At 58.5% G+C, this 20,464-nt stretch carries 21 protein-coding genes; 11 read left to right on the top strand and 10 right to left on the bottom strand.

Annotation, left to right across the window (positions count from 1 at the left end; all coding sequences use genetic code 11):
* Positions 1 to 5: 5 nt before the first annotated feature.
* The 3 genes from tsf to AC13RE_RS00840 form a co-directional block, all read right to left on the bottom strand.
* On the bottom strand, positions 6 to 932 hold the full coding sequence (tsf, locus tag AC13RE_RS00850) for a translation elongation factor Ts (protein WP_132716504.1): 927 nt from the start codon (positions 930 to 932) through the stop codon (positions 6 to 8).
* Between the two features lie 272 nt (positions 933 to 1,204).
* Positions 1,205 to 1,972: a 30S ribosomal protein S2 gene (rpsB, locus tag AC13RE_RS00845; protein WP_069612086.1), complete on the bottom strand. Its 768-nt coding sequence runs from the start codon at positions 1,970 to 1,972 to the stop codon at positions 1,205 to 1,207.
* A gap of 205 nt (positions 1,973 to 2,177) precedes the next feature.
* Positions 2,178 to 3,005, bottom strand: coding sequence for a cell envelope integrity EipB family protein (locus AC13RE_RS00840; protein ID WP_112338314.1), 828 nt, complete (start codon positions 3,003 to 3,005; stop codon positions 2,178 to 2,180).
* Positions 3,006 to 3,141: 136 nt separating this feature from the next.
* Between AC13RE_RS00840 and AC13RE_RS00835 the strand changes: the two genes are divergently transcribed.
* From AC13RE_RS00835 to AC13RE_RS00820, 4 genes are all read left to right on the top strand, one after another.
* The gene (locus AC13RE_RS00835; protein ID WP_132716503.1) at positions 3,142 to 3,609 is read left to right on the top strand and encodes a RidA family protein; all 468 of its coding nucleotides are present in this window, start codon (positions 3,142 to 3,144) and stop codon (positions 3,607 to 3,609) included.
* Complete coding sequence (locus tag AC13RE_RS00830) at positions 3,609 to 4,328, top strand: glycerophosphodiester phosphodiesterase (protein WP_488562519.1); 720 nt, start codon at positions 3,609 to 3,611, stop codon at positions 4,326 to 4,328. Before AC13RE_RS00835 ends, AC13RE_RS00830 begins: the two co-directional genes overlap by 1 nt.
* A gap of 122 nt (positions 4,329 to 4,450) precedes the next feature.
* Positions 4,451 to 5,638, top strand: coding sequence for a GNAT family N-acetyltransferase (locus tag AC13RE_RS00825; protein WP_132716502.1), 1,188 nt, complete (start codon positions 4,451 to 4,453; stop codon positions 5,636 to 5,638).
* A gap of 41 nt (positions 5,639 to 5,679) precedes the next feature.
* A complete protein-coding gene (locus AC13RE_RS00820) occupies positions 5,680 to 6,108 on the top strand; it encodes an HIT family protein (protein ID WP_488484910.1) in 429 nt (142 codons plus the stop codon).
* A 109-nt stretch (positions 6,109 to 6,217) separates the two neighbouring features.
* Here AC13RE_RS00820 and clpA read toward each other — a convergent pair whose 3' ends face one another.
* From clpA to cysE, 5 genes are all read right to left on the bottom strand, one after another.
* Complete coding sequence (clpA, locus tag AC13RE_RS00815) at positions 6,218 to 8,752, bottom strand: ATP-dependent Clp protease ATP-binding subunit ClpA (RefSeq protein ID WP_488561629.1); 2,535 nt, start codon at positions 8,750 to 8,752, stop codon at positions 6,218 to 6,220.
* A 10-nt stretch (positions 8,753 to 8,762) separates the two neighbouring features.
* On the bottom strand, positions 8,763 to 9,116 hold the full coding sequence (gene clpS, locus AC13RE_RS00810; protein ID WP_041677877.1) for an ATP-dependent Clp protease adapter ClpS: 354 nt from the start codon (positions 9,114 to 9,116) through the stop codon (positions 8,763 to 8,765).
* A 288-nt stretch (positions 9,117 to 9,404) separates the two neighbouring features.
* On the bottom strand, positions 9,405 to 9,770 hold the full coding sequence (locus tag AC13RE_RS00805; protein ID WP_075852495.1) for a phasin family protein: 366 nt from the start codon (positions 9,768 to 9,770) through the stop codon (positions 9,405 to 9,407).
* A 351-nt stretch (positions 9,771 to 10,121) separates the two neighbouring features.
* Positions 10,122 to 10,325, bottom strand: a complete 204-nt coding sequence (locus tag AC13RE_RS00800) for a DUF3126 family protein (protein ID WP_015339784.1) — start codon at positions 10,323 to 10,325, stop codon at positions 10,122 to 10,124.
* A gap of 124 nt (positions 10,326 to 10,449) precedes the next feature.
* A complete protein-coding gene (gene cysE, locus AC13RE_RS00795; protein ID WP_015339783.1) occupies positions 10,450 to 11,313 on the bottom strand; it encodes a serine O-acetyltransferase in 864 nt (287 codons plus the stop codon).
* 76 nt (positions 11,314 to 11,389) lie between these two features.
* Here cysE and AC13RE_RS00790 point away from each other — a divergent pair, with 76 nt between their 5' ends.
* Positions 11,390 to 12,190, top strand: a complete 801-nt coding sequence (locus AC13RE_RS00790) for an enoyl-CoA hydratase-related protein (RefSeq protein WP_488561628.1) — start codon at positions 11,390 to 11,392, stop codon at positions 12,188 to 12,190.
* Between the two features lie 8 nt (positions 12,191 to 12,198).
* On the opposite strand, the gene AC13RE_RS00785 is transcribed toward AC13RE_RS00790, so the two are convergent.
* A complete protein-coding gene (locus AC13RE_RS00785; RefSeq protein ID WP_488561627.1) occupies positions 12,199 to 12,984 on the bottom strand; it encodes an alpha/beta fold hydrolase in 786 nt (261 codons plus the stop codon).
* 201 nt (positions 12,985 to 13,185) lie between these two features.
* Here AC13RE_RS00785 and AC13RE_RS00780 point away from each other — a divergent pair, with 201 nt between their 5' ends.
* Together AC13RE_RS00780 and AC13RE_RS00775 are read left to right on the top strand one after the other, a co-directional pair.
* On the top strand, positions 13,186 to 13,431 hold the full coding sequence (locus AC13RE_RS00780) for a zinc-finger domain-containing protein (RefSeq protein ID WP_015339780.1): 246 nt from the start codon (positions 13,186 to 13,188) through the stop codon (positions 13,429 to 13,431).
* Between the two features lie 29 nt (positions 13,432 to 13,460).
* Positions 13,461 to 14,624: an FAD-dependent monooxygenase gene (locus AC13RE_RS00775; RefSeq protein ID WP_488561626.1), complete on the top strand. Its 1,164-nt coding sequence runs from the start codon at positions 13,461 to 13,463 to the stop codon at positions 14,622 to 14,624.
* Here the strand turns inward: AC13RE_RS00775 and AC13RE_RS00770 are convergent, their stop codons facing one another.
* The gene (locus tag AC13RE_RS00770) at positions 14,625 to 15,815 is read right to left on the bottom strand and encodes a cystathionine beta-lyase (protein WP_488561625.1); all 1,191 of its coding nucleotides are present in this window, start codon (positions 15,813 to 15,815) and stop codon (positions 14,625 to 14,627) included.
* A gap of 372 nt (positions 15,816 to 16,187) precedes the next feature.
* Here AC13RE_RS00770 and AC13RE_RS00765 point away from each other — a divergent pair, with 372 nt between their 5' ends.
* The 4 genes from AC13RE_RS00765 to AC13RE_RS00750 all read left to right on the top strand — a co-directional run bounded on the left by AC13RE_RS00765 (position 16,188) and on the right by AC13RE_RS00750 (position 20,454).
* The gene (locus AC13RE_RS00765; protein ID WP_488561624.1) at positions 16,188 to 17,213 is read left to right on the top strand and encodes an amino acid ABC transporter substrate-binding protein; all 1,026 of its coding nucleotides are present in this window, start codon (positions 16,188 to 16,190) and stop codon (positions 17,211 to 17,213) included.
* Between the two features lie 99 nt (positions 17,214 to 17,312).
* A complete protein-coding gene (locus AC13RE_RS00760; protein WP_488561623.1) occupies positions 17,313 to 18,506 on the top strand; it encodes an amino acid ABC transporter permease in 1,194 nt (397 codons plus the stop codon).
* Between the two features lies 1 nt (position 18,507).
* Complete coding sequence (locus AC13RE_RS00755; RefSeq protein ID WP_488561622.1) at positions 18,508 to 19,662, top strand: amino acid ABC transporter permease; 1,155 nt, start codon at positions 18,508 to 18,510, stop codon at positions 19,660 to 19,662.
* Between the two features lie 18 nt (positions 19,663 to 19,680).
* The gene (locus AC13RE_RS00750; RefSeq protein WP_015339774.1) at positions 19,681 to 20,454 is read left to right on the top strand and encodes an amino acid ABC transporter ATP-binding protein; all 774 of its coding nucleotides are present in this window, start codon (positions 19,681 to 19,683) and stop codon (positions 20,452 to 20,454) included.
* Positions 20,455 to 20,464 lie beyond the last annotated feature (10 nt).

The following is a 20,464-nucleotide window of genomic DNA, read 5'->3' as shown; positions in this document are numbered from 1 at the left end:
TCAGATCAGCCCTTGGCGACAGCAGCAACTTCTGCGGCGAAGTCGCTTTCTTCCTTTTCGACGCCTTCGCCTAGCAGCAGACGGGCCATGCCGGTGATTTCGATCGGAGCGCCGGCGGTCTTTTCAGCTTCCTTGAGGGCAGCACCGACCGTCAGGTCCGGATTGATGACGAAAGCCTGCGAGAGAAGAGCGACTTCCTCGAAGAACTTGCGCATGCGGCCTTCGACCATCTTTTCGATGATGGCTTCCGGCTTGCCGGATTCGCGGGACTGTTCGATGAAGACGTTGCGTTCGCGCTCGGCGACGGCGGCGTCGACTTCTTCGGCACGGATAGCCAGCGGGTTGGTAGCAGCAATGTGCATGGCAACCTGGCGGCCGATCGACGTCAGAACGGCCTTGTCACCGACCGACTTCAGGGCGACCAGAACGCCGAGCTTGCCGATACCGTCACCGGCAGCGTTGTGGATGTAGGTCGCCACGACGCCGTGCTCGACTTCCAGCTTGGCGGCACGACGCAGCGTCATGTTTTCGCCGATGGTGGCGATCGCGTCCTTGATGGCGTCGGCGACCGGCTTGCCGGATGCGGGATAGGTCGCAGCCGAAATAGCTTCAACCGTGCCGTCGGTGGACAGCGCAACTTCGGCAATACCGCGAGCGAGATCCTGGAAGGCATCGTTGCGGGCAACGAAGTCGGTTTCGGAGTTGAGCTCGACAACAACGGCCTTGTGACCGGCGCCGGCAATGGCGATCAGGCCTTCAGCGGCGGTGCGGCCGGACTTCTTGTCGGCCTTGGAGATGCCCTTGGCGCGCAGCCAGTCGATCGCGGCTTCGATATCGCCGTTCGTCTCGGTCAGCGCCTTCTTGCAGTCCATCATACCTGCGCCAGACTTTTCGCGCAGTTCTTTCACCAGTGCAGCCGTAATCTCGGTCATAAGCTTCCTCTTGTCGGTTCATACGGTGCGGCGAAGGGCGTCAAGCCGAAGCGGCACCGATTTGAGGGACGAAATGTACCCGTAAGTATGACAGCGTTATGAAGCAGCGTCATACTGTGGAATTCTTGATTGGAACATGCCTGGATTTTCCGTCCAGGCGAGCAGTTACCAAAAACGCGATAAGGCCGCTCGAACTTGTTAAGTCGCAAACGGCCTTATCCCGGATGTCATTGCGCTTGGGCGGACAGTTTATTGTCCGCCTCTTGGCGCGATCAGGCTTCGGTGCCGTCCGCCAGGGTCGGCTCGACCGGAGCTTCTTCGGAAGCGCCAAGGTCACGGCCCGATGCGCTCTGCTGGCGAGCGATACCGTCGATGGCAGCGCGCGAGATCAGGTCGCAGTAAAGAGCGATGGCGCGCGAGGCGTCGTCGTTGCCCGGGATCGGATAGTCAATCAGGTCCGGATCGCAGTTCGAGTCGATGATGGCGACGACCGGGATGCCGAGGCGCTTGGCTTCGTCGATCGCGATCTTTTCCTTGTTGGTGTCGATGATGAACATCAGGTCCGGCGTGCCGCCCATGTCCTTGATACCGCCGAGGGCCTTGTCGAGCTTTTCGCGCTCGCGCTCAAGGTTCAGACGCTCCTTCTTGGTGAAGCCCTGGGCTTCGCCGGAGAGGATTTCGTCGAGCTTGCGCAGACGCTGGATCGAGTTGGAGATCGTCTTCCAGTTGGTCATCATGCCGCCGAGCCAGCGGGCGTTGACGTAGTACTGAGCCGAACGCTTTGCGCTGTCAGCGATCAGTTCGGACGCCTGACGCTTGGTGCCGACGAACAGGACGCGGCCGCCGCGGGCAACGGTGTCGCTGACAACCTGCAGAGCGCGGCTCAGCAACGGAACCGTCTGTGCGAGGTCGATGATGTGGATGTTGTTACGATCGCCGAAGATGTACGGCTTCATCTTCGGGTTCCAGCGGTGCGTCTGGTGGCCGAAGTGAACACCTGCTTCGAGAAGCTGGCGCATAGAAAAATCGGGCAATGCCATGCCTTTGTATCCTTTTCCGGTTGAACCTCCGCAAGGCGAACAGCACCCTCTTCGAGAATGCCACCGGGCGGAACAATCCGGATTTCTCCCGGACAATCCCATGCCTTACGTGTGGAATGCCGGTGCCCATACATTCGATTCGCGTGGAATGCAAGGCTTGAGGCTCAAAATCGCCGATTCTTATTTCAATCCATCCCGCAGCGGGCTACTGGCAGGCCTTCGTACCGAGAACTTCAAGCTTGGTGAGCTTACCGGTCAGCACGAAGTCGCCATAATCCATGGTGAGGTCGCGCGTGATGCCGTTCTCGTAGAGTTTAAAGGACATACGGTAGACGGGTACGGCGTCGCCCGTGGACTTTTCGTTGAAATAAGCCACGGTCACCGGCCAGAAAGGTGTCTTGGAGAAGGCGCCAGCCTTGTCAGCATCGGGATCATCGGTGGCCGGCGTCTGCTCCTTGCCGACGACGGTGGTGGCGATCAGCGGCTTGTCGCCGTCATCCGAACCATCGAAGACCTGCGCCTCGAAGAAATTCTTGCCGAGCTTCGCGTTATGGATGATGTCGAGCATATGCTCCGTCGGGAAACGGCTCTCGATGATCTGGACCTGCTTGTTGTGCGGCTGCGTGAGGTCGACCTTGATGCCCTTCTGGTCGTCGCTTGCCGCACCGCGCACGTCCTTGTCGAGCTGGCTGTCGGTATAGGATTTGGTTTCGAAGCGGAACAAGCGCTTGCCGAGATCCTCGAAAGTCGTCGTCTGCTGGTCGCTGACGCGCGTTGAATCACCCGTATCGATCTTCGTCACGAAGCGGAAATTGGTGGTGAATCCGGTACAATCCGAGCCTTCGAACTCATAGACCATGCGGCCCACCATGCCGGAAATGCCGGAGCGATCAGAAGCATCCTTCAGTTCAAGGTCGTAGACGGCACGATGCGCGATCAGCCCGCTCGGACCGGCCGCATGGGCTGCAGAAGCCCCTAGGGACAGAATGCTCAGGCCCGAAAAAACGGTAGCAGCAAGACTCGAGCGGAACATTCATTATCTCCTGTTGGACTCGCACGCGATGTTATAAGAACGCTTTCGGCTGAAACGAGGCTGCCGATCCTAAGTGACCGAATTTAGTCTTGATGCCGGATTTTTGAAGTTTTTACAACAAAACGGGAGATGAATAATGTCCGACGCTATCGAGGATCGCCTGAAGGAACTCGGCATCGTTCTGCCGCAGGCTGCAGCACCTGCCGCCAATTACGTTCCCTATGTCATCAGCGGCAATCTTCTCTATCTTTCGGGCCAGCTGCCGATGGAAAACGGCAAGATCGGCGTGACGGGTCATCTCGGCAAGGATGTCGACGTGGCCGCCGGCCAACGTGCGGCAGAGCTCTGCGCCATCAATATTCTCGCCCAGGCGAAAGCTGCCCTCGGCGGCGATCTCGGCCGGATCAAGCGGCTGATCAAGCTCAATGGCTTCGTTGCCTCAACGCCCGATTTCGTCGAACAACACCTTGTGATCAACGGCGCATCCAATCTTCTGGCAAACGTACTGGGCGAAGCCGGCAAGCATGCCCGCGCCGCCGTCGGCATGGCCGCCCTGCCGCTCAATGCCGCCGTTGAAATCGATGCCATTCTGGAAATTGCATGATGAGCAAGCTTGCCTGGCTGACCGAGCGCCCCGTCGCTCACCGCGGCTATCATGACATGAACAAAGAAGTCTGGGAGAACACGCTTTCCGCCTTCAGCCGCGCTATCGAAGCCGGCTTTGCCATCGAGTGCGATCTCCACTACGCCTCGGACGGCGTTCCCGTGGTCTTCCACGACGACGACCTCCAGCGCGTCTGCAATCTGCCGGGCGAAGTGCGCGAGCGCACCTCGGCGGAACTCGGCCTGCTTTCTATCGGCGGTACGAACGACAAGATCCCGACGCTGAAGCAACTCCTGCAGCTCTGCGGCGGCAAGGTGCCGCTCGTGCTTGAGCTGAAAGGACGCGAGGGCGATGACGAAGGCTTTGCCGAATCCGTTCTTGAAGTGCTCGAAGGCTATAAAGGCCATGTGGCCCTGATGAGTTTCGACCATTGGCTGCTCAAGGACCTCAAGGCGCTGGAAGCACCCTACCCTGTGGGACTGACGGCTGAAGGAAACAAGCCTGAGACGTTTTTTCAGCATGACGAAGCCATGCATCTTGGGCTAGACTTCATTTCGTACTTCTACGGCCACTTGCCGAACCCCTTTGTTACGGCGCAACGCCAGCGCGGTATTCCGGTCATCACCTGGACCGTGCGCGACGAGGCGGCCCGCAAACATACATTTGCCAATGCAGACCAGATGACATTCGAAGGTTTTGATCCGCGCCTGGCCTCGTAAATCGGCATCGATTGAAGGAGAGGCTTTGCGCATACCCAAATTGCCGCTGCGCCGACAACAGCCCATCGGGCGGATGGCGCAGCGGTGAGAGCCCCTCCCTTCCTTCCAAGCGCAAGAGTTTGATGACAGACGAATTATCCATTCGAGTCGAACGATCCTTCAAGAATATCGCCCCGGAAAGCTGGTCGAAGCTCGCCGGAGCGTCCAGAACCGGCAGCGTCCTGCCATACAATCCCTTTGTCTCGCACGCCTTCCTCTCATCGCTTGAGGAGTCCGGTTCCGCGACTGACAAGACGGGATGGCTCGGCAGTCATCTGCTGCTCGAAACCGACGGCGGCGAATTGCTTGGTGCCGTCGCGGGCTACCTGAAGAGCCATAGCCAGGGCGAATATGTCTTCGACCACGGCTGGGCCGATGCCTTCGAACGGGCCGGCGGCCGCTATTATCCGAAGCTGCAGTGCTCCATTCCCTTCACGCCCGCCACGGGACCGCGGCTGCTCGTCGCTGAGGGACAGGACCGAAGCGTGCTGCAGCCGGCGCTTGCCGAGAGCCTGAAAGAGGTCACCCGGCAGCTCGGCGTTTCCTCGGCGCACATCACCTTCCTGCCGGAAGACGAGATTTCTGTTTTCGAAACGGACGGTTATCTGCATCGCACCGACCAGCAGTTCCACTTCATCAACGAGGGCTATGCCAATCACGACGCGTTTCTGGAGACGCTGGCATCGCGCAAGCGGAAGGCGTTGAAGAAGGAACGGCGCGCGGCGGTCGAGCACGGCATCACCATCGACTGGCTGACCGGCAGCGATCTGACCGAAGGCATATGGGACCAGTTCTTCGCCTTCTATATGGATACCGGCAGCCGCAAATGGGGCCGCCCCTACCTCACGCGGAAATTCTATTCGCTGATCGGCGAGCGTATGCCTGACGATATCCTGCTCGTCATGGCGAAGCGCGAAGGACGTTACATCGCCGGCGCCATCAACTTCATCGGCGGCGAGACGCTTTACGGCCGCCATTGGGGCTGCATCGAGGATCATCCCTTTCTGCATTTCGAAGTCTGCTATCATCAGGCGATCGATTTTGCGCTGAGTAAAGGCTTGAAGCGCGTGGAAGCCGGGGCGCAGGGCGAACACAAGTTGGCGCGTGGCTATCTTCCCGTCATCACGCATTCCGCGCACTATATCGGCCATCAGGGCCTGCGACGCGCCGTTGCGGACTATCTGAAGCATGAGCGGGAACAAGTGGAGGAGATGAGCGAAATCCTCACCGAGCACAGCCCCTTCCGCAAGGGCGAGCGGCAGGATATCTAACCGTTCGGCATAAACACAAACGCAAGACGAGGAGACACTGGATGACCAGCCCCGCCTATGACGACAACAATATCTTCGCAAAGATCCTGAAGGGCGAGATCCCTTCCTACCGCGTCTACGAGGATGAGCACACTGTCGCCTTCATGGATGTGATGCCGCAGTCGCCGGGCCACACGCTTGTCGTGCCGAAGGCGCCCTCCCGCAATATTTTCGACGCCGATCCGGCCGCCCTGCAGCAGGCTATCACTGTGGTACAGAAGATCGCCGTCGCCGTTCGGGAAGCCTTCGACGCGGACGGCGTCTATATCGCGCAGTTCAACGAGCCCCCCGCGGGACAAACCGTCTTCCATCTGCATTTCCACGTTATTCCGCGCATCGAGGGTGTCGCGCTGAAGCCGCATTCGGGCAAGATGGAGGATGGCGCCGTGCTGGCGGAAAACGCGAGGAAGATCATCGAAGCGCTGCCTTGATGCGCTGAGCTCCTCAAGTCCTCACTTAGATTTTTCTCATAACCATATAAAAACGGCTGCATTATCTCTAATGCAGCCGTTTCATTTTTCTCAAATCACCGATCGGTGACTACTTACGCGGAACCTTCGGAACCGCGCCACCGCCCTTACGCGGTGACTTGCCTTCGGACTCGCCGCCTTCACCTGATGTCGCGGCTTTAGCCGAGCGGCGGCTATCGGCTGCCGTTGCAGCCTTACCGACGCGGCTTCTGGCCTTGACTGTCGTGTCGCCGTCATCCTCTTCCACCTCGGCCGGCACATCGCCCACTTCGGCTTCCGGCTTCGGCCGGATCGGAGCGGTGTCGGCGATCGCCTCGAGCAGGATGCCGGTCGAGCCGTCTTCCTTCTTGCCGACCGTGACGGTGACGACGCCGCCCTTCTTCAGCTTGCCGAAGAGGATTTCATTCGCCAGCGGCTTCTTGATGTTTTCCTGGATGACGCGCGCCAGCGGACGGGCGCCCATCTTGTCGTCGTAACCCTTCTCGGACAGCCATGCGATGGCGTCCTCATGCAGGTCGAAGGTAACGTTCCGTTCGGAAAGCTGCGCTTCCAGCTGCATGATGAACTTCTGCACGACCTTGTGGATAACGGTCGTCGGCAACGGCGCGAAGGGAATGACCGCATCCAGACGATTGCGGAATTCCGGGGTGAACAGGCGGTTGAGAGCCTCTTCATCCTCCCCCGTACGCTTGGACGAACCGAAGCCGATCGCAGCCTTGGCCATTTCCGAAGCGCCCGCATTGGTCGTCATGATCAGGATGACGTTGCGGAAGTCGATCTTCTTGCCGTTATGGTCGGTCAGCGCGCCATGGTCCATGACCTGCAGCAGGATATTGAAGATATCCGGATGCGCCTTCTCGATTTCGTCGAGCAGAACCACGCTGTGCGGATGCTGGTCGACGCCATCGGTCAGGAGGCCGCCCTGGTCGAAGCCGACGTAGCCGGGAGGTGCACCAAGCAGACGGGAAACCGTATGACGCTCCATGTACTCCGACATGTCGAAGCGCAGCAGCTCGACGCCAAGCGACGAGGCAAGCTGCTTGGCAACTTCCGTCTTGCCGACGCCGGTGGGGCCGGAGAAGACGTAGCAGCCGATCGGCTTGTTCGGTTCGCGCAGGCCGGCACGTGCCAGCTTGATCGAAGTCGAAAGTGCTTCGATCGCCGTATCCTGGCCGTAGACGACCGAACGCAGTTCCTGCTCGAGGTTGGCGAGAACCATCTCGTCATCCTTGGAAACCGTCTTCGGCGGAATGCGGGCCATGGTGGCGATCGTCACCTCGATCTCACGCTCTGTGATCAGCTTGCGACGCTTCGAGGGCGGCAACAGCATTTGCGCGGCGCCGGTTTCATCGATGACGTCGATCGCCTTGTCCGGCAGCTTGCGGTCGGAGATGTAGCGGGCCGACAACTCGACCGCCGACTTGATGGCGTCGTTCGAGTAGCGCAGGTGATGATACTCTTCGAAATAGGGCTTCAGGCCCTTCATGATTTCGATGGCATCCTCGATGCTCGGCTCGTTGACGTCGATCTTCTGGAAGCGGCGGACGAGAGCCCGGTCCTTCTCGAAGAACTGACGGTATTCCTTGTAGGTGGTCGAACCGATGCAACGGATCGCGCCTGAGGAAAGAGCAGGCTTCAGCAGGTTCGACGCATCCATCGCACCACCGGAGGTCGCGCCCGCACCGATAACAGTGTGGATTTCGTCGATGAACAGCACGGCGCCCGGATACTCTTCGAGTTCCTTGACGACCTGCTTCAGGCGCTCTTCAAAATCGCCGCGATAACGGGTGCCGGCAAGCAGCGTGCCCATATCCAGCGAAAAGATCGTGGCATCGGCCAGAGCTTCCGGAACCTTGCCCTCGACGATTCGCTTGGCAAGACCTTCGGCAATCGCCGTCTTGCCGACGCCGGGATCGCCGACATAGAGCGGGTTGTTCTTCGAGCGGCGGCACAGCACCTGGATGGTGCGGTTGACCTCGGAGTGGCGGCCGATCAACGGATCGATCTTGCCGCTCTTGGCCTTCTCATTGAGGTTGACACAATAGGCCTTCAGCGCATCCTGCTGCTTCTTGCCATTGCCTTCCTCCTGCTCGCCGCGGGAGGTCGGCTTGCTTTCGGATTCGCTTTCCTCGGCGCCGCGCGGCGTGCGGGTCTGGGAGGAACCCGGGCGCTTGCCGATGCCGTGAGAGATATAGTTGACCGCGTCGTAGCGGGTCATTTCCTGCTCCTGCAGGAAAAAGGCAGCATGGCTTTCCCGCTCCGCGAAAATCGCGACGAGAACATTGGCGCCCGTCACTTCCTCGCGGCCGGAGGATTGCACATGGATCACGGCGCGCTGGATGACGCGCTGGAAGCCGGAGGTCGGCTTCGAGTCTTCATCATAGCCCGTGACCAGGTTGGAGAGTTCATTATCGACGTATTCAGTCAGAGTCTTACGGAGCGCGTCGAGATCAACATTGCACGCGCCCATGACAGCTGCGGCATCGGCGTCGTCTACCAGCGCCAAAAGCAGATGTTCCAGCGTGGCATACTCGTGATGCCGCTCGTTCGCGTAGGTCAGTGCCTGATGCAGCGCCTTCTCAAGACTAGGCGAAAATGTTGGCACGTTCAGATCCTCACTTCTTTTCCATAACACATTGCAGCGGATGCTGGTGCTGCCGGGCAAAATCCATCACCTGGCTCACCTTCGTTTCGGCTACTTCATATGTATATATCCCGCACTCACCCACGCCATGGTTGTGGACATGAAGCATGATACGGGTGGCACCTTCGAGATCCTTTTGGAAGAAACGCTCCAGGATATGGATCACGAAGTCCATGGGCGTGTAGTCGTCATTCAGAAGCAGCACGCGGTACAGGTTCGGTTTTTTGGTCTTGGGCTTGGTGCGCGTAATCACCGAGGTCCCACGGTTTCCGTTGTCCCCGTTCCTTTCGCTGTTGTTTTGCATCCGGATCGGCTCAGCGATCATTTCATTCATTCCTCAAATCATCCGGCAGAAGCTATCGCATTCCGACTTGGCACTGGGGTTGGGTTCGTCACTTGGTCGGGCCGGATATCCGAACCTCTAACTTAGTTCATATTGGCGGGATTTTAAGCCCCTTGCGGGACACTGCAATCACAATTCGCTGACAAAACGGGCTGCGGTCAAAAAAGTCGCTGCATATCTTCGCCTTTGGTTCGATGAACCAAAACGCAAAAGACCGGCCACGCATAGCGCAGCCGGCCTTCTCCGGAAATTTTGCCTTTCGGCGAAAGCTTAAGCGGCGGTCGCCGTAGCCGCTGCCTTGCTGGCAGCCTTCGTTGCAGCCGCGACGGGCGCTTCGTAGGGCTTGTAAGCGTTCTTGGCGAGATCGGCATACATTTCACCGAGCTTGGTGGCTTCGGCAACGAAATTTTCGTAGGAGGACTTCACATAGCTGCTCTGCAGTTCGAAGGCAGCTTCGAAGCTCTTGACGCCGGCGAGCGTTTCGAAGTGCGCAACACCATCCTGGAAAGACTTCTTGGAGTATTCAGCGGCTTCGGCGGCGATCGCCTGAAAGCCCTTGGTGACATCGGAATAGCTCTTCAGCGCCGTGTCCATGGCTTCCTTGCCCTTCTTGTTTGCTTCATCGAAATTGAACATGCTTCTCCGTCCCTTATTGGCCGGCCGGCGGCCGGTTTACAGGGTAAAGCTTAAATGCGACGCACAATTAGTCAAGTAGTCTTGTGCGCCGCAATATCTCCCTGTGGTTGCATTGCAGAGGAGAATAGGCCGCCAGTGACTTCGAGTGCAGCGCATCATTTTGTTTTTTCTAAAATATATCATCGGGCCTGCAACCACAGGCTTTGATCAAAATATTGGCATCTGGTCAGAAAGAAGTCGCAAGAGATCAAAACGGCTGCGGAATGATCAAATTGACAACTGCCAAAGAAAAAGGCCGCATTTCAATGAAATACGGCCCGAATACTCGATCACTATACGAGATCGATGGAATCAGAGATCGACGTCCAAAATGGCCATCGAGAAGTTATAGGAGCGGTCGCCATCTTCATCGTCGATATAGACGACACCCAGAAACTCTTCGCCGAGATAGACTTCCGCAGAATCGTTCTTGCGCGGGCGGGCCTTCACCACGACCTGCGGGTTGAACGTGCGCTTGAAATAGGCGTCGAGCTTCTTGATTTCTTCAGGCTTCACAATGCTTCTCCGTGAGGATCTCGGTTGGCCGCTTCTTGCATAGGAAAAGCGGCGGTGTAAAGACCGGAACCGCGCATAGCTATCCAGCGGCAGCGCAAGCCTCGGAAAATCGAATTGGAACTTCCTAGATTCCCGCGCCCATGATCTGATCCACGACCAATTGCTCGGCAAGCAGCTGGTCCATCGAGCGAGACGGCTCGGAACACCCTGCTTCCCCGACCACCTTGGCCGGAACGCCGGCCACGGTCGTCTTGGCGGGGACCTCCTTCAGCACTACCGAGCCTGCGGCGATACGCGAGCAATGGCCGATCTGGATATTGCCGAGAATTTTTGCTCCCGCCCCGATCAAAACGCCATGGGCGATCTTCGGATGGCGGTCGCTGCCCTCCTTGCCGGTGCCGCCGAGCGTAACCCCGTGCAGGATCGAGACGTTGTCGCCGATGACGGCCGTCTCGCCCACGACGAGGCCGGTCGCGTGATCGAGGAAGATGCCCTTGCCGATGCGCGCCGCCGGGTTGATATCGGTCTGGAAGACGCTGGAGGAACGGCTCTGCAGATAGAGCGCGAAATCGCGACGGCCGCGATTATAGAGCCAATGCGCAAGGCGATGTGTCTGCAGCGCATGGAAACCCTTGAAATAGAGCACCGGCTCCAGGAACCGCAGGCAGGCAGGGTCGCGATCGTAGACGGCCTGGATATCGACGCGCAGAATCGATCCCCATTCCGGCCAGTCTGCCAGCATTTCCTCGAAGGTCTGCCGCAGGAGAATCGCCTGCAGGTCCGGATGGTCGAGCCGCTCGCAAATGCGATAGATAACGCATTCTTCCAGCGAACGATGGTTGATGATCGTCGAATAGAGGAAGGCAGCAAGGAGCGGATCCTTTTCGGCAGCGGCGCGTGCTTCCTCGCGCATGCTGTCCCAGATCGGGTCCATGAGCTTCACTGCGCCTAAGCCTTCTACCTGGCGAATATCCGTTGCTGCGACCATTAGCGGTCTCCCGATTTTCTGTCAGGGGTGCATTATATAGAATAAAAGCCACACAAGACAAATGGGTTGGTTGCATATGATTTTCGAGCATGACTTTGCCGGCGGTCTCATTCGCGCGACATGTAGCGATGGCATAGGCATGATCGCGATCAGCAACCCCGACAGAAAGAATGCGGTGACGGCCGCCATGTGGCGTGCGATCCCGCAGGCAGCGCGCATTCTGACCGATGAAGCCCATGCGCATGTGATTGTTCTGCGTGGTACGGGCGCGGATTTTTCAGCCGGCGCCGATATCAGCGAATTCGACAGCGTTCGAAAGAATTCCGAGACCGCAGTCACCTATGAGGCTCTGAACAGTCGGGCTTTCGAGGCTATCCGTCACTGCCGCGTGCCGACGATCGCCGCAATCCGCGGCATCTGTTATGGCGGCGGCTTCGGGCTTGCCGCCGCCTGCGATCTGCGGATCGCCGAAAAAGGCGCGCGGTTTTCCGTTCCCGCCACCCGCCTCGGCATCGCCTATCCCGCCGACGCCGTGCAGGATATCGTCAACGCGCTCGGGCAGCAGATGGCGAAGGTTGCCTTGTTTACCGGTGCCTCCATGTCGAGCGAGAAGATGGCGGCTGTCGGCTTTCTTCTGGAGGAAGTCGAGGAAAGCGTATTCGATCAGGAAGTATCCGCCCTCACCCATGCGATTGCGGCCAATGCGCCGATCGCGCTGCATGCTTCGAAACTCGCAATCCGGGCTGTCATCGAGCAGGATGGCGACCTGTTGCGCGAGGCGGAAGTAATCGGCGCCGAGACTTTCGACAGCGCCGATTACGCCGAGGGCCGTGCCGCCTTTGCCGAGCGGCGGAAACCGCATTTCACCGGCAAGTGACCTGAAACCTAGCGCTTGTCCAGGCGCTGGTAGAATTCCAGAACCGCAGCCTTGAAGATCTTGTCGCCAACGGCGAGCATATGATCGCGGTTCGGAATGTCTATGGCCTCGGCATTCGGCATCAGTGCAGCCAACTCCTGCCCGGAGCCGGCAATATCGTCCTTAGTGCCGATGGCTATCAATGTCGGTGCCTCGATCTTCGCCACATCGTCCCGTGAAACCAGATCGCGCGAGCCCTGGATGCAGGCGGCCAGCGCCTGACGGTCGCTTTTCGTCTGTTCGGCAAAAGCGCGGAACATACGCCCGCGCGGATGGGTGACATCATCGAGCGACGGCGCCACCAGCGCATCCGCAATCGGATCCCAATCGCCGACGCCCTCAACCATTCCAATGCCGAGACCGCCCAGCACCAGCGAGCGGACACGATCAGGATGCGCGATTGCCATGAAGGCCGAAACGCGCGCACCCATGGAATAACCCATGACGTGCGCCTCTGAAATTCCCAGATGATCGAGGAGTGCCACGGCATCCTCTGCCATGATCCAAGGGTGATAGACATCGACATCGTAAGGCTTGTCGCTCGAGCCGTGACCGCGATTGTCGATGGCGATAACGCGATGACCCGCCTCGCCGAGCGTCTTCAGCCAGCCGGGATTGACCCAATTGGTAATCGCCGTGGAGGCGAAGCCGTGGATCAGCAGCACCGGCGGGCCGTTCGGGTCTCCTTCGTCGAAAAAGGCGAGCTTCAATCCATCTCGGACGAAATGGAGCATCTTGGGAGCATTCAAATTCATGGCGTCGTCTTTATAAATTGGGTCCTCTTGGCGGCGGACCATATTTTATCGGCGATATCAAATGAACCCTGCGCTTGCGAAAATCTCTGCATCAAGCCGGACTTTCGCACTACACAATCGGGAAGAAGGATTATAAAGAGGGGCTACCAAGTCTGGCGCAACATTCATGCCGCTCACGGCAAGACGCATTCGGAGATCATCATGGCCGGCCACAATATTCCCCATTTCCAGAACGACGGCGGACATCGCGTCATCGAAATCGGCGTGAAGGAATTCATGTGCACCGGCGCTTCGGTTCCCTATGATCATCCACACATCTTCATCGATCTCGGAGACGAGAACGAGAAGGTCTGCTCCTACTGCTCGACGCTCTATCGCTACAATCCGTCGCTGAAGGCGGATCAGACCAATCCGGCCGGCTGCGTCTTCCATTTCAAGGCTGCCTGACGCCATAGCGTCCGATCGGACACAAGAAAATGCCGATCAAAGCAGCCGCAATCATCGGCGCCGGAATAGCTGGATTGACGGCGGCGCTGGCGCTGGCGCGACATGGCATTGCCTCCGACATTTTCGAACAGGCAGAGGTGCTGACCGAGGTTGGCGCCGGCCTGCAGATTTCGCCAAATGCCTCCCGCATTCTCGATACGCTCGGCGTTCTCGACAAACTTCGATCCGTCTGGCTGGAGCCGGAGGAAGTCCGGCTCGTGTCCGGCTCATCCCTGCGTCCTGTTGCATTGGTTCCCTGTGGAAAATTTGCAAGAGAGCGATGGGGTGCGCCCTATGGGACCGCGCATCGGGCGACCCTGCAAAAGGCGCTTCTGGATGCGGTGACGGGCAATACCCTATGCAGGCTGCATCTCGGCCGGCACATCAACATCAAAAACAAGCTGGCACTGGAAGAGATCGCCGGAAGGAAGTTCGATCTCGTCATCGGTGCCGACGGCGTCTGGTCGAAGGCGCATGCGATGGTGCCAGGCGCGCCCTCGCCACTCTTTTCGGGCAATATTGCCTGGCGCTTCTCCGTCCCTGAGGCGGTCGCCCCTTCCGTCCTGAGCAAGACAAGCGTTACGGCCTTCCTCGGGCCATCGAGCCATCTCGTCTGCTATCCCATTCGGGAAAATGCCGCCTTCAATATTGTCGCGATCGTCTCCGGCAGCGGCACCAGCCGCGATTGGGGCGTAGCCGGCAACAGAACGCAGCGTGAGCAGATGCTGCGCGGCTTTTCCGGCTGGAACAGAACGATCCTGCAAATGCTCGAAGCCCAGGAGCAGGCCAGCTTCTGGCCGCTCTACGAGATGAAGGCGGGCCGATGGCATAATGGCAGCGATACGATTCTGATCGGGGACGCTGCGCATGCGATGATGCCGTTTGCGGCCCAGGGTGCGGCCATGGCGATAGAGGACGCCTTCGAGCTTGCCGGCATGCTTTCGGGACGCGAGCCCGCGGAAGCTTTCGAGCTCTACGAGAGGCATCGAGCCCCGCGGATATCCCGCCTGCGCCAGCGCGCCGCCTTCAACCAGTTTGCCTATCACGCACGCGGCCCCATCCGCCTCGCGCGCGATCTCGTCCTCTCGATGCGCCCGCCGCAAAGTCTCGCGGCGGACATGGATTGGATCTACGGCTATCGCGCCATCGGCTGATCAGGCCTGCCGGACGGCAGCAAAGCCCCTTTCAATATCCGCCTTGATGTCGGCGACGTCTTCCAGGCCGATTTGCAGCCGGATAACAGGCCCCTCCGTCGGAGCCTTGGTCACGCGCCGGTCACTGAGGTTGACCTGCAGTGCAAGGCTCTCGAAGCCGCCCCAGGAATAGCCGAGACCAAAAATACGCAGAGCATCCAGGAAGGCATGCGCCTTCACCTTGAATTTTTGCGGATCGTCGACGGCCAGAACGAAAGAGAAGATTCCGCTCGCCCCCTTGAAATCGCGCTTCCACAAGTCGTGGCCCGGGAAGCTCGGCAGGGCCGGATGCAGCACGCGTGCAACTTCTTCCCTGCCCTCGAGCCATTGTGCGATCGCAAGCGCGCTTTCCTGATGACGCTCCAGACGCACGCCCATCGTACGCAAGCCGCGCAGGACCTGATAGGCATCGTCAGGCGCGCCGCAGAGGCCGAGCTGCCCATGCGCCGCGATCAATTGCTTCCAATGCGCTTCATTGGCCGAAACGGTTCCCATCAAGATATCGGAGTGGCCAGCCGGATATTTCGTCACGGCATGAATGGAAACGTCGACGCCATGGTCGAGTGGCTTGAAATAGAGCGGCGTCGCCCAGGTATTGTCCATGGTGACGACGCAGCCGTGACGATGAGCTACCGCCGAAATCGCCGGAATATCCTGCATTTCAAAGGTGTTGGAACCCGGCGCTTCGGTGTGAACCAGCCTGGTGTTCGGCTTGATCAGCTGTTCGATGCCGGCACCCACCATAGGATCGTAATATTCGACCTCGATACCAAGGCGCTTCAGCATCGTATCGCAGAAGAATCGCGTGGGGCCGTAGACCGAATCGACGATCAAGGCATGATCGCCGGCAGACAGATAAGCGAGAAACGTCACCGTCACCGCTGCAAGCCCGGAGGGAACGATCACCGTTCCGGCGGAGCCTTCCAGCGCATTCATCGCCTCGCAAAGCGCATCCGTGGTCGGAGTTCCACGCGTACCGTAGGTGTATTTCTGGTCATGCGTTTCCATCACGCGCGCATTGGGAAACAGGACCGTCGAAGCATGCACCACGGGCGGATTGACGAATCCATGGAAATCGAATGGCGAATTGCCGATATGGGACAAACGCGTGTTGATGCCGGCGTTCTGCAGGAAGTTGTCTTTGTCTTTCATGTCCGGATATGCCTTTGGCGCTGCGAGAAAGTGGATTTGTGGCGACCAAGCTCCGCCTGGTCAACCCCGGTGCTTCCAATGCGCTCACATTATTCGAAGGCTAAAATAACGAAAACGAGAGAAGAAACCGCATTTTCGTGCAGTTTTTTGGCAAAACGTCGCTCATTTTGACGCCAAATGCCCAGTTTTCGGCCAGGGCGAGCGAAAATGCCGAATAAATCCGCAATAATTGGGGCAATCTCTTGACCGCTACACCTTTTACGACTGTGATAGCGCCACTCGCTCCGAGAAGGAAGGAACGTGGTTCCCCAGGGACCTGCTTCGGAGGCGATACTCTTTTAATTATAAAACAAATAGACAAAGGTAGGGAAAATGAAAAAGTTTGCTCTCTCCGTATTCCTCGGAGCCGCAGCATTGGCTTACACCGCGTCCGGTGCGTCGGCTTCGACGCTCAGCGACGTGAAAGCCAAGGGCTTCGTGCAATGCGGCGTGAATCCTGCTCTTCTCGGCTTTGCACAGCCTGATGCGGCCGGCAACTGGGCCGGCTTCGACATCGACTTCTGCAAGGCTGTAGCGTCTGCCGTATTCGGCGATCCGAGCAAGGTGAAATACACACCTCTCAGCGCCAAGGACCGCTTCACAGCGCTGCAGTCGGGCGAAATCGACGTACTTTCCCGTAACACCACCTGGACCATCAACCGCGATACGGCGCTCGGCCTTAAGTTCCGCCCCGTCACCTATTATGACGGCCAGGGCTTCATGGTCCGCAAGGAACTGAACGTGAAGTCCGCGCTGGAGCTGTCGGGCGCTGCCATCTGCGTCCAGTCCGGCACGACGACCGAGCTGAACCTCGCCGACTATTTCAAGACCAACAACCTGCAGTACAATCCCGTTGTCTTCGACAAGCTCGAGGAAATCACGACGGCCTATGATTCTGGCCGTTGCGACGTCTTCACGACAGACCAGTCGCAGCTTTATGCCGTGCGCCTGACGTTGAAGAATCCGGACGACAACGTCATTCTGCCCGAGATCATCTCGAAGGAGCCTCTCGGCCCGGCCGTTCGTCAGGGTGACGACCAGTGGTTCAATATCGTCAGCTGGACGGCCTACGCACTCGTGAACGCTGAAGAGTTCGGCATCACCCAGAAGAACGTCGACGAAATGAAGAATTCGCCCAATCCGGACATCAAGCGCTTCCTCGGCGCCGAGCAAGGTTCCACGATCGGCACCGACCTGGGCCTGACCAACGATTGGTCCTACAACATCATCAAGGGCGTCGGCAATTACGGCGAAATCTTCGAGCGTAATATCGGTGCAAGCAGCCCGCTGAAGATTGCCCGCGGCATCAACGCTCTGTGGAACAAGGGCGGCATTCAGTACGCCCCTCCGGTGCGCTGAGGCTTAAGAGTCCAAGCCTAACTTAAAGAGAGAGGCGGCTTCGCCTCTCTTCCCTCAAGAAAACAAGCCTGAAACGGGCACATTGGGGAAAATTTATACATGGCAATTACTGCAAACTCGCCCGAAGGCGAGCGTTCAGCCTTATCGGCAGCGTTGTACGACCCCAAAGTTCGGGGCGTGTTCTACCAGGCCGTCACGATCATTATCCTTGTGGCCTTCTGCTGGTTCATCGTTACCAATACGATGGACAATCTGCGCGCCTTGAACAGATCTTTCGGCTTCGACTTTCTCGAAGGTCGCGCCGGTTTCAATCTCGGGCAGGCGCTGATCCCCTACTCCAGCGATTCGACCAATACTACTGCGCTCATCGTTGGCCTGCTCAACACGCTTCTCATTTCGCTGGTGGGCATCGTTGCGGCAACGATCGTCGGCTTTTTAGTCGGCCTGGGTAGGCTTTCGCATAATTGGCTCATTGCGAAGCTATCGCAGGCCTATGTCGAAATCTTCCGCAATATCCCGCCGTTGCTCGTCATCTTCTTCTGGTACAGCGGCGTTCTGGTACTGCTACCGCAGGCGCGCGATGCCGTGCACCTGCCGTTTTCCAGCTATCTCAGCAACCGCGGGCTTGCCTTCCCGAGCCCGATCTTCGGTGCGGGCATGTGGGCCGTCGGCGCGGCCTTCCTCGTCGCCGTGGCCGCGGTGTTCTTCGTGGCACGCTGGGCGCACAGGCGTCAAACGGCAACGGGTCAGCAATTCCACACAATCTGGGTGTCGATCGGCATCTTGATCGGCCTGCCGTTGCTTGCCTTCCTGGTGACGGGCATGCCGCTTTCCTTCGACTATCCCGTTGCAGGCAAATTCAATCTGACGGGCGGCACGGTGATAGGGCCGGAGTTCCTTGCGCTTCTCCTCGCCCTTTCCCTTTACACCGCATCCTACATTGCCGAGATCGTTCGCGCCGGCATTCGCGGCGTGGCAAAGGGGCAGTCGGAGGCAGCAGGCGCACTCGGTCTGCGAGCCTCAGCCATCAACCGACTAATCGTCTTACCACAGGCAATGCGCATCATCATTCCGCCGCTGACGAGCCAATATCTCAATCTCATCAAGAACTCATCTCTCGCCATCGCCATCGGCTACGCAGATATTGTCGCCGTCGGCGGCGTGATCCTCAACCAGTCCGGCCGAGCCGTCGAAATCGTCATCCTATGGATGGTCGTCTATCTCATCTTGAGCATCGCAACCTCGCTGTTCATGAACTGGTTCAACGCCAAGATGGCTCTGGTGGAGAGATAAGATGTCGAGCGTAGATCAACACTTCGTCAGCAAGACATTGCTTGTGGCGCAGCCGGCGCCCGCCAGCGAGAAAGGTCCGTGGCACTGGTTGAAAAAGAACCTGTTTGCCACGCCGAAAGACATCGTCCTGACCTTGATTGCTGTCGCCTTCCTGGCCTGGACGATACCGCACCTGGTCGACTGGCTATTCATAAACGCAGTCTGGAGCGGCACGGACCGCACATTCTGCGCCACTACGGTCCAGGGCGGAACGCAGCCAGATGGCTGGAACGCCGCCTGCTGGGCCTTCGTCCGCGCAAAATTCGTCATCTTCATGTTCGGCCTCTATCCACCGGACGAGCGCTGGCGGCCGCTGCTCGTCTGCATCTTGATGGTCGCGAGCTTTGTACCGCTGCTGATACCGTCCGTTCCCAGGAAGGGATTGAACGCAATCCTGGCATTCTTCGTGCTGCCGATCGTCTCTTTCTTCCTGCTTCATGGCGGTTTCGGTCTTGAGATCGTCGAAACGGAAAGATGGGGCGGGCTATTGGTAACGCTGGTCATTGCCTTCGTCGCAATCGCGGTCTCCTTTCCATTCGGCATCGTGCTCGCGCTGGGGCGCCGCTCGAAAATGCCCGTTGTGCGCATGCTGTGCGTGATCTTCATCGAAGTGATCCGCGGCGTGCCGTTGATCACGGTGCTGTTCATGGCGAGCTATATGCTGCCGCTATTCATGCCACAGGGCTGGACTGTCGATAAGCTGCTGCGTGCCGTCGTCGGTGTCGCGATCTTCACCTCGGCCTATATGGCCGAAGTTATTCGCGGTGGCCTGCAGGCGATACCGAAAGGCCAGTTCGAGGGTGCCGATTCACTCGGTCTCGGCTACTGGCAGAAGATGCGGCTGATCATTCTGCCGCAGGCGATCAAGCTGGTCATTCCCGGCATCGTCAATACCTATATCGGTATGTTCAAGGACACGTCGTTGGTTGCGATCATCGGCATGTTCGACCTGCTCGGCATCGTCCGTCAGAACTTCGCGGATGCCAACTGGGCGACTGCGGTGACCCCCGTAACGGGTCTCGTTTTCGCAGGATTCGTTTTTTGGCTGTTCTGCTTTGGCATGTCGCGCTATTCAGGTTTCGTGGAACGCCATCTCGACACCGGCCACAAGCGATAAAATTGAGGGAAACACAAAATGGCTGAAGCCCAATCGAAGAAAATGACTGTCTCCGAGACCGAGGTCGCGGTCGACATGATCAACATGAACAAGTGGTACGGCGATTTCCACGTGCTGCGCGATATCAATCTGAAGGTCATGCGCGGTGAGCGCATTGTCATTGCCGGCCCGTCCGGCTCGGGCAAATCGACGATGATCCGCTGCATCAACCGCCTGGAAGAACATCAGAAGGGCCAGATCATCGTCGACGGCGTCGAGCTGACGAACGATCTGAAGAAGATCGACGAAGTGCGCCGCGAAGTCGGCATGGTGTTCCAGCACTTCAATCTCTTCCCGCACCTGACCATTCTGGAAAATTGCACGCTGGCACCGATCTGGGTGCGCAAGATGCCGAAGAAGCAGGCGGAAGAGATCGCCATGCACTTCCTCACCCGCGTCAAGATCCCGGAGCAGGCCAAGAAATATCCCGGCCAGCTTTCCGGCGGCCAGCAGCAGCGCGTGGCGATCGCCCGCTCGCTCTGCATGAACCCGAAGATCATGCTGTTCGACGAGCCGACGTCTGCGCTCGACCCCGAAATGATCAAGGAAGTGCTCGACACCATGGTTGGCCTTGCCGAAGAAGGCATGACCATGCTGTGCGTGACGCACGAAATGGGCTTTGCCCGCCAGGTCGCCAACCGCGTCATCTTCATGGACCAGGGCCAGATCGTCGAGCAGAATTCGCCGAAGGAATTCTTCGACAACCCGCAGCATGAGCGCACAAAGCTGTTCCTCAGCCAGATCCTGCACTGATTTGGAATAG

The sequence above is a fragment of the Martinezella sp. CNPSo 3959 genome, assembly GCF_057784355.1.
Note: the sequence above shows the minus strand (reverse complement) of the source record. Positions and strands in the feature narration are given on the sequence as shown.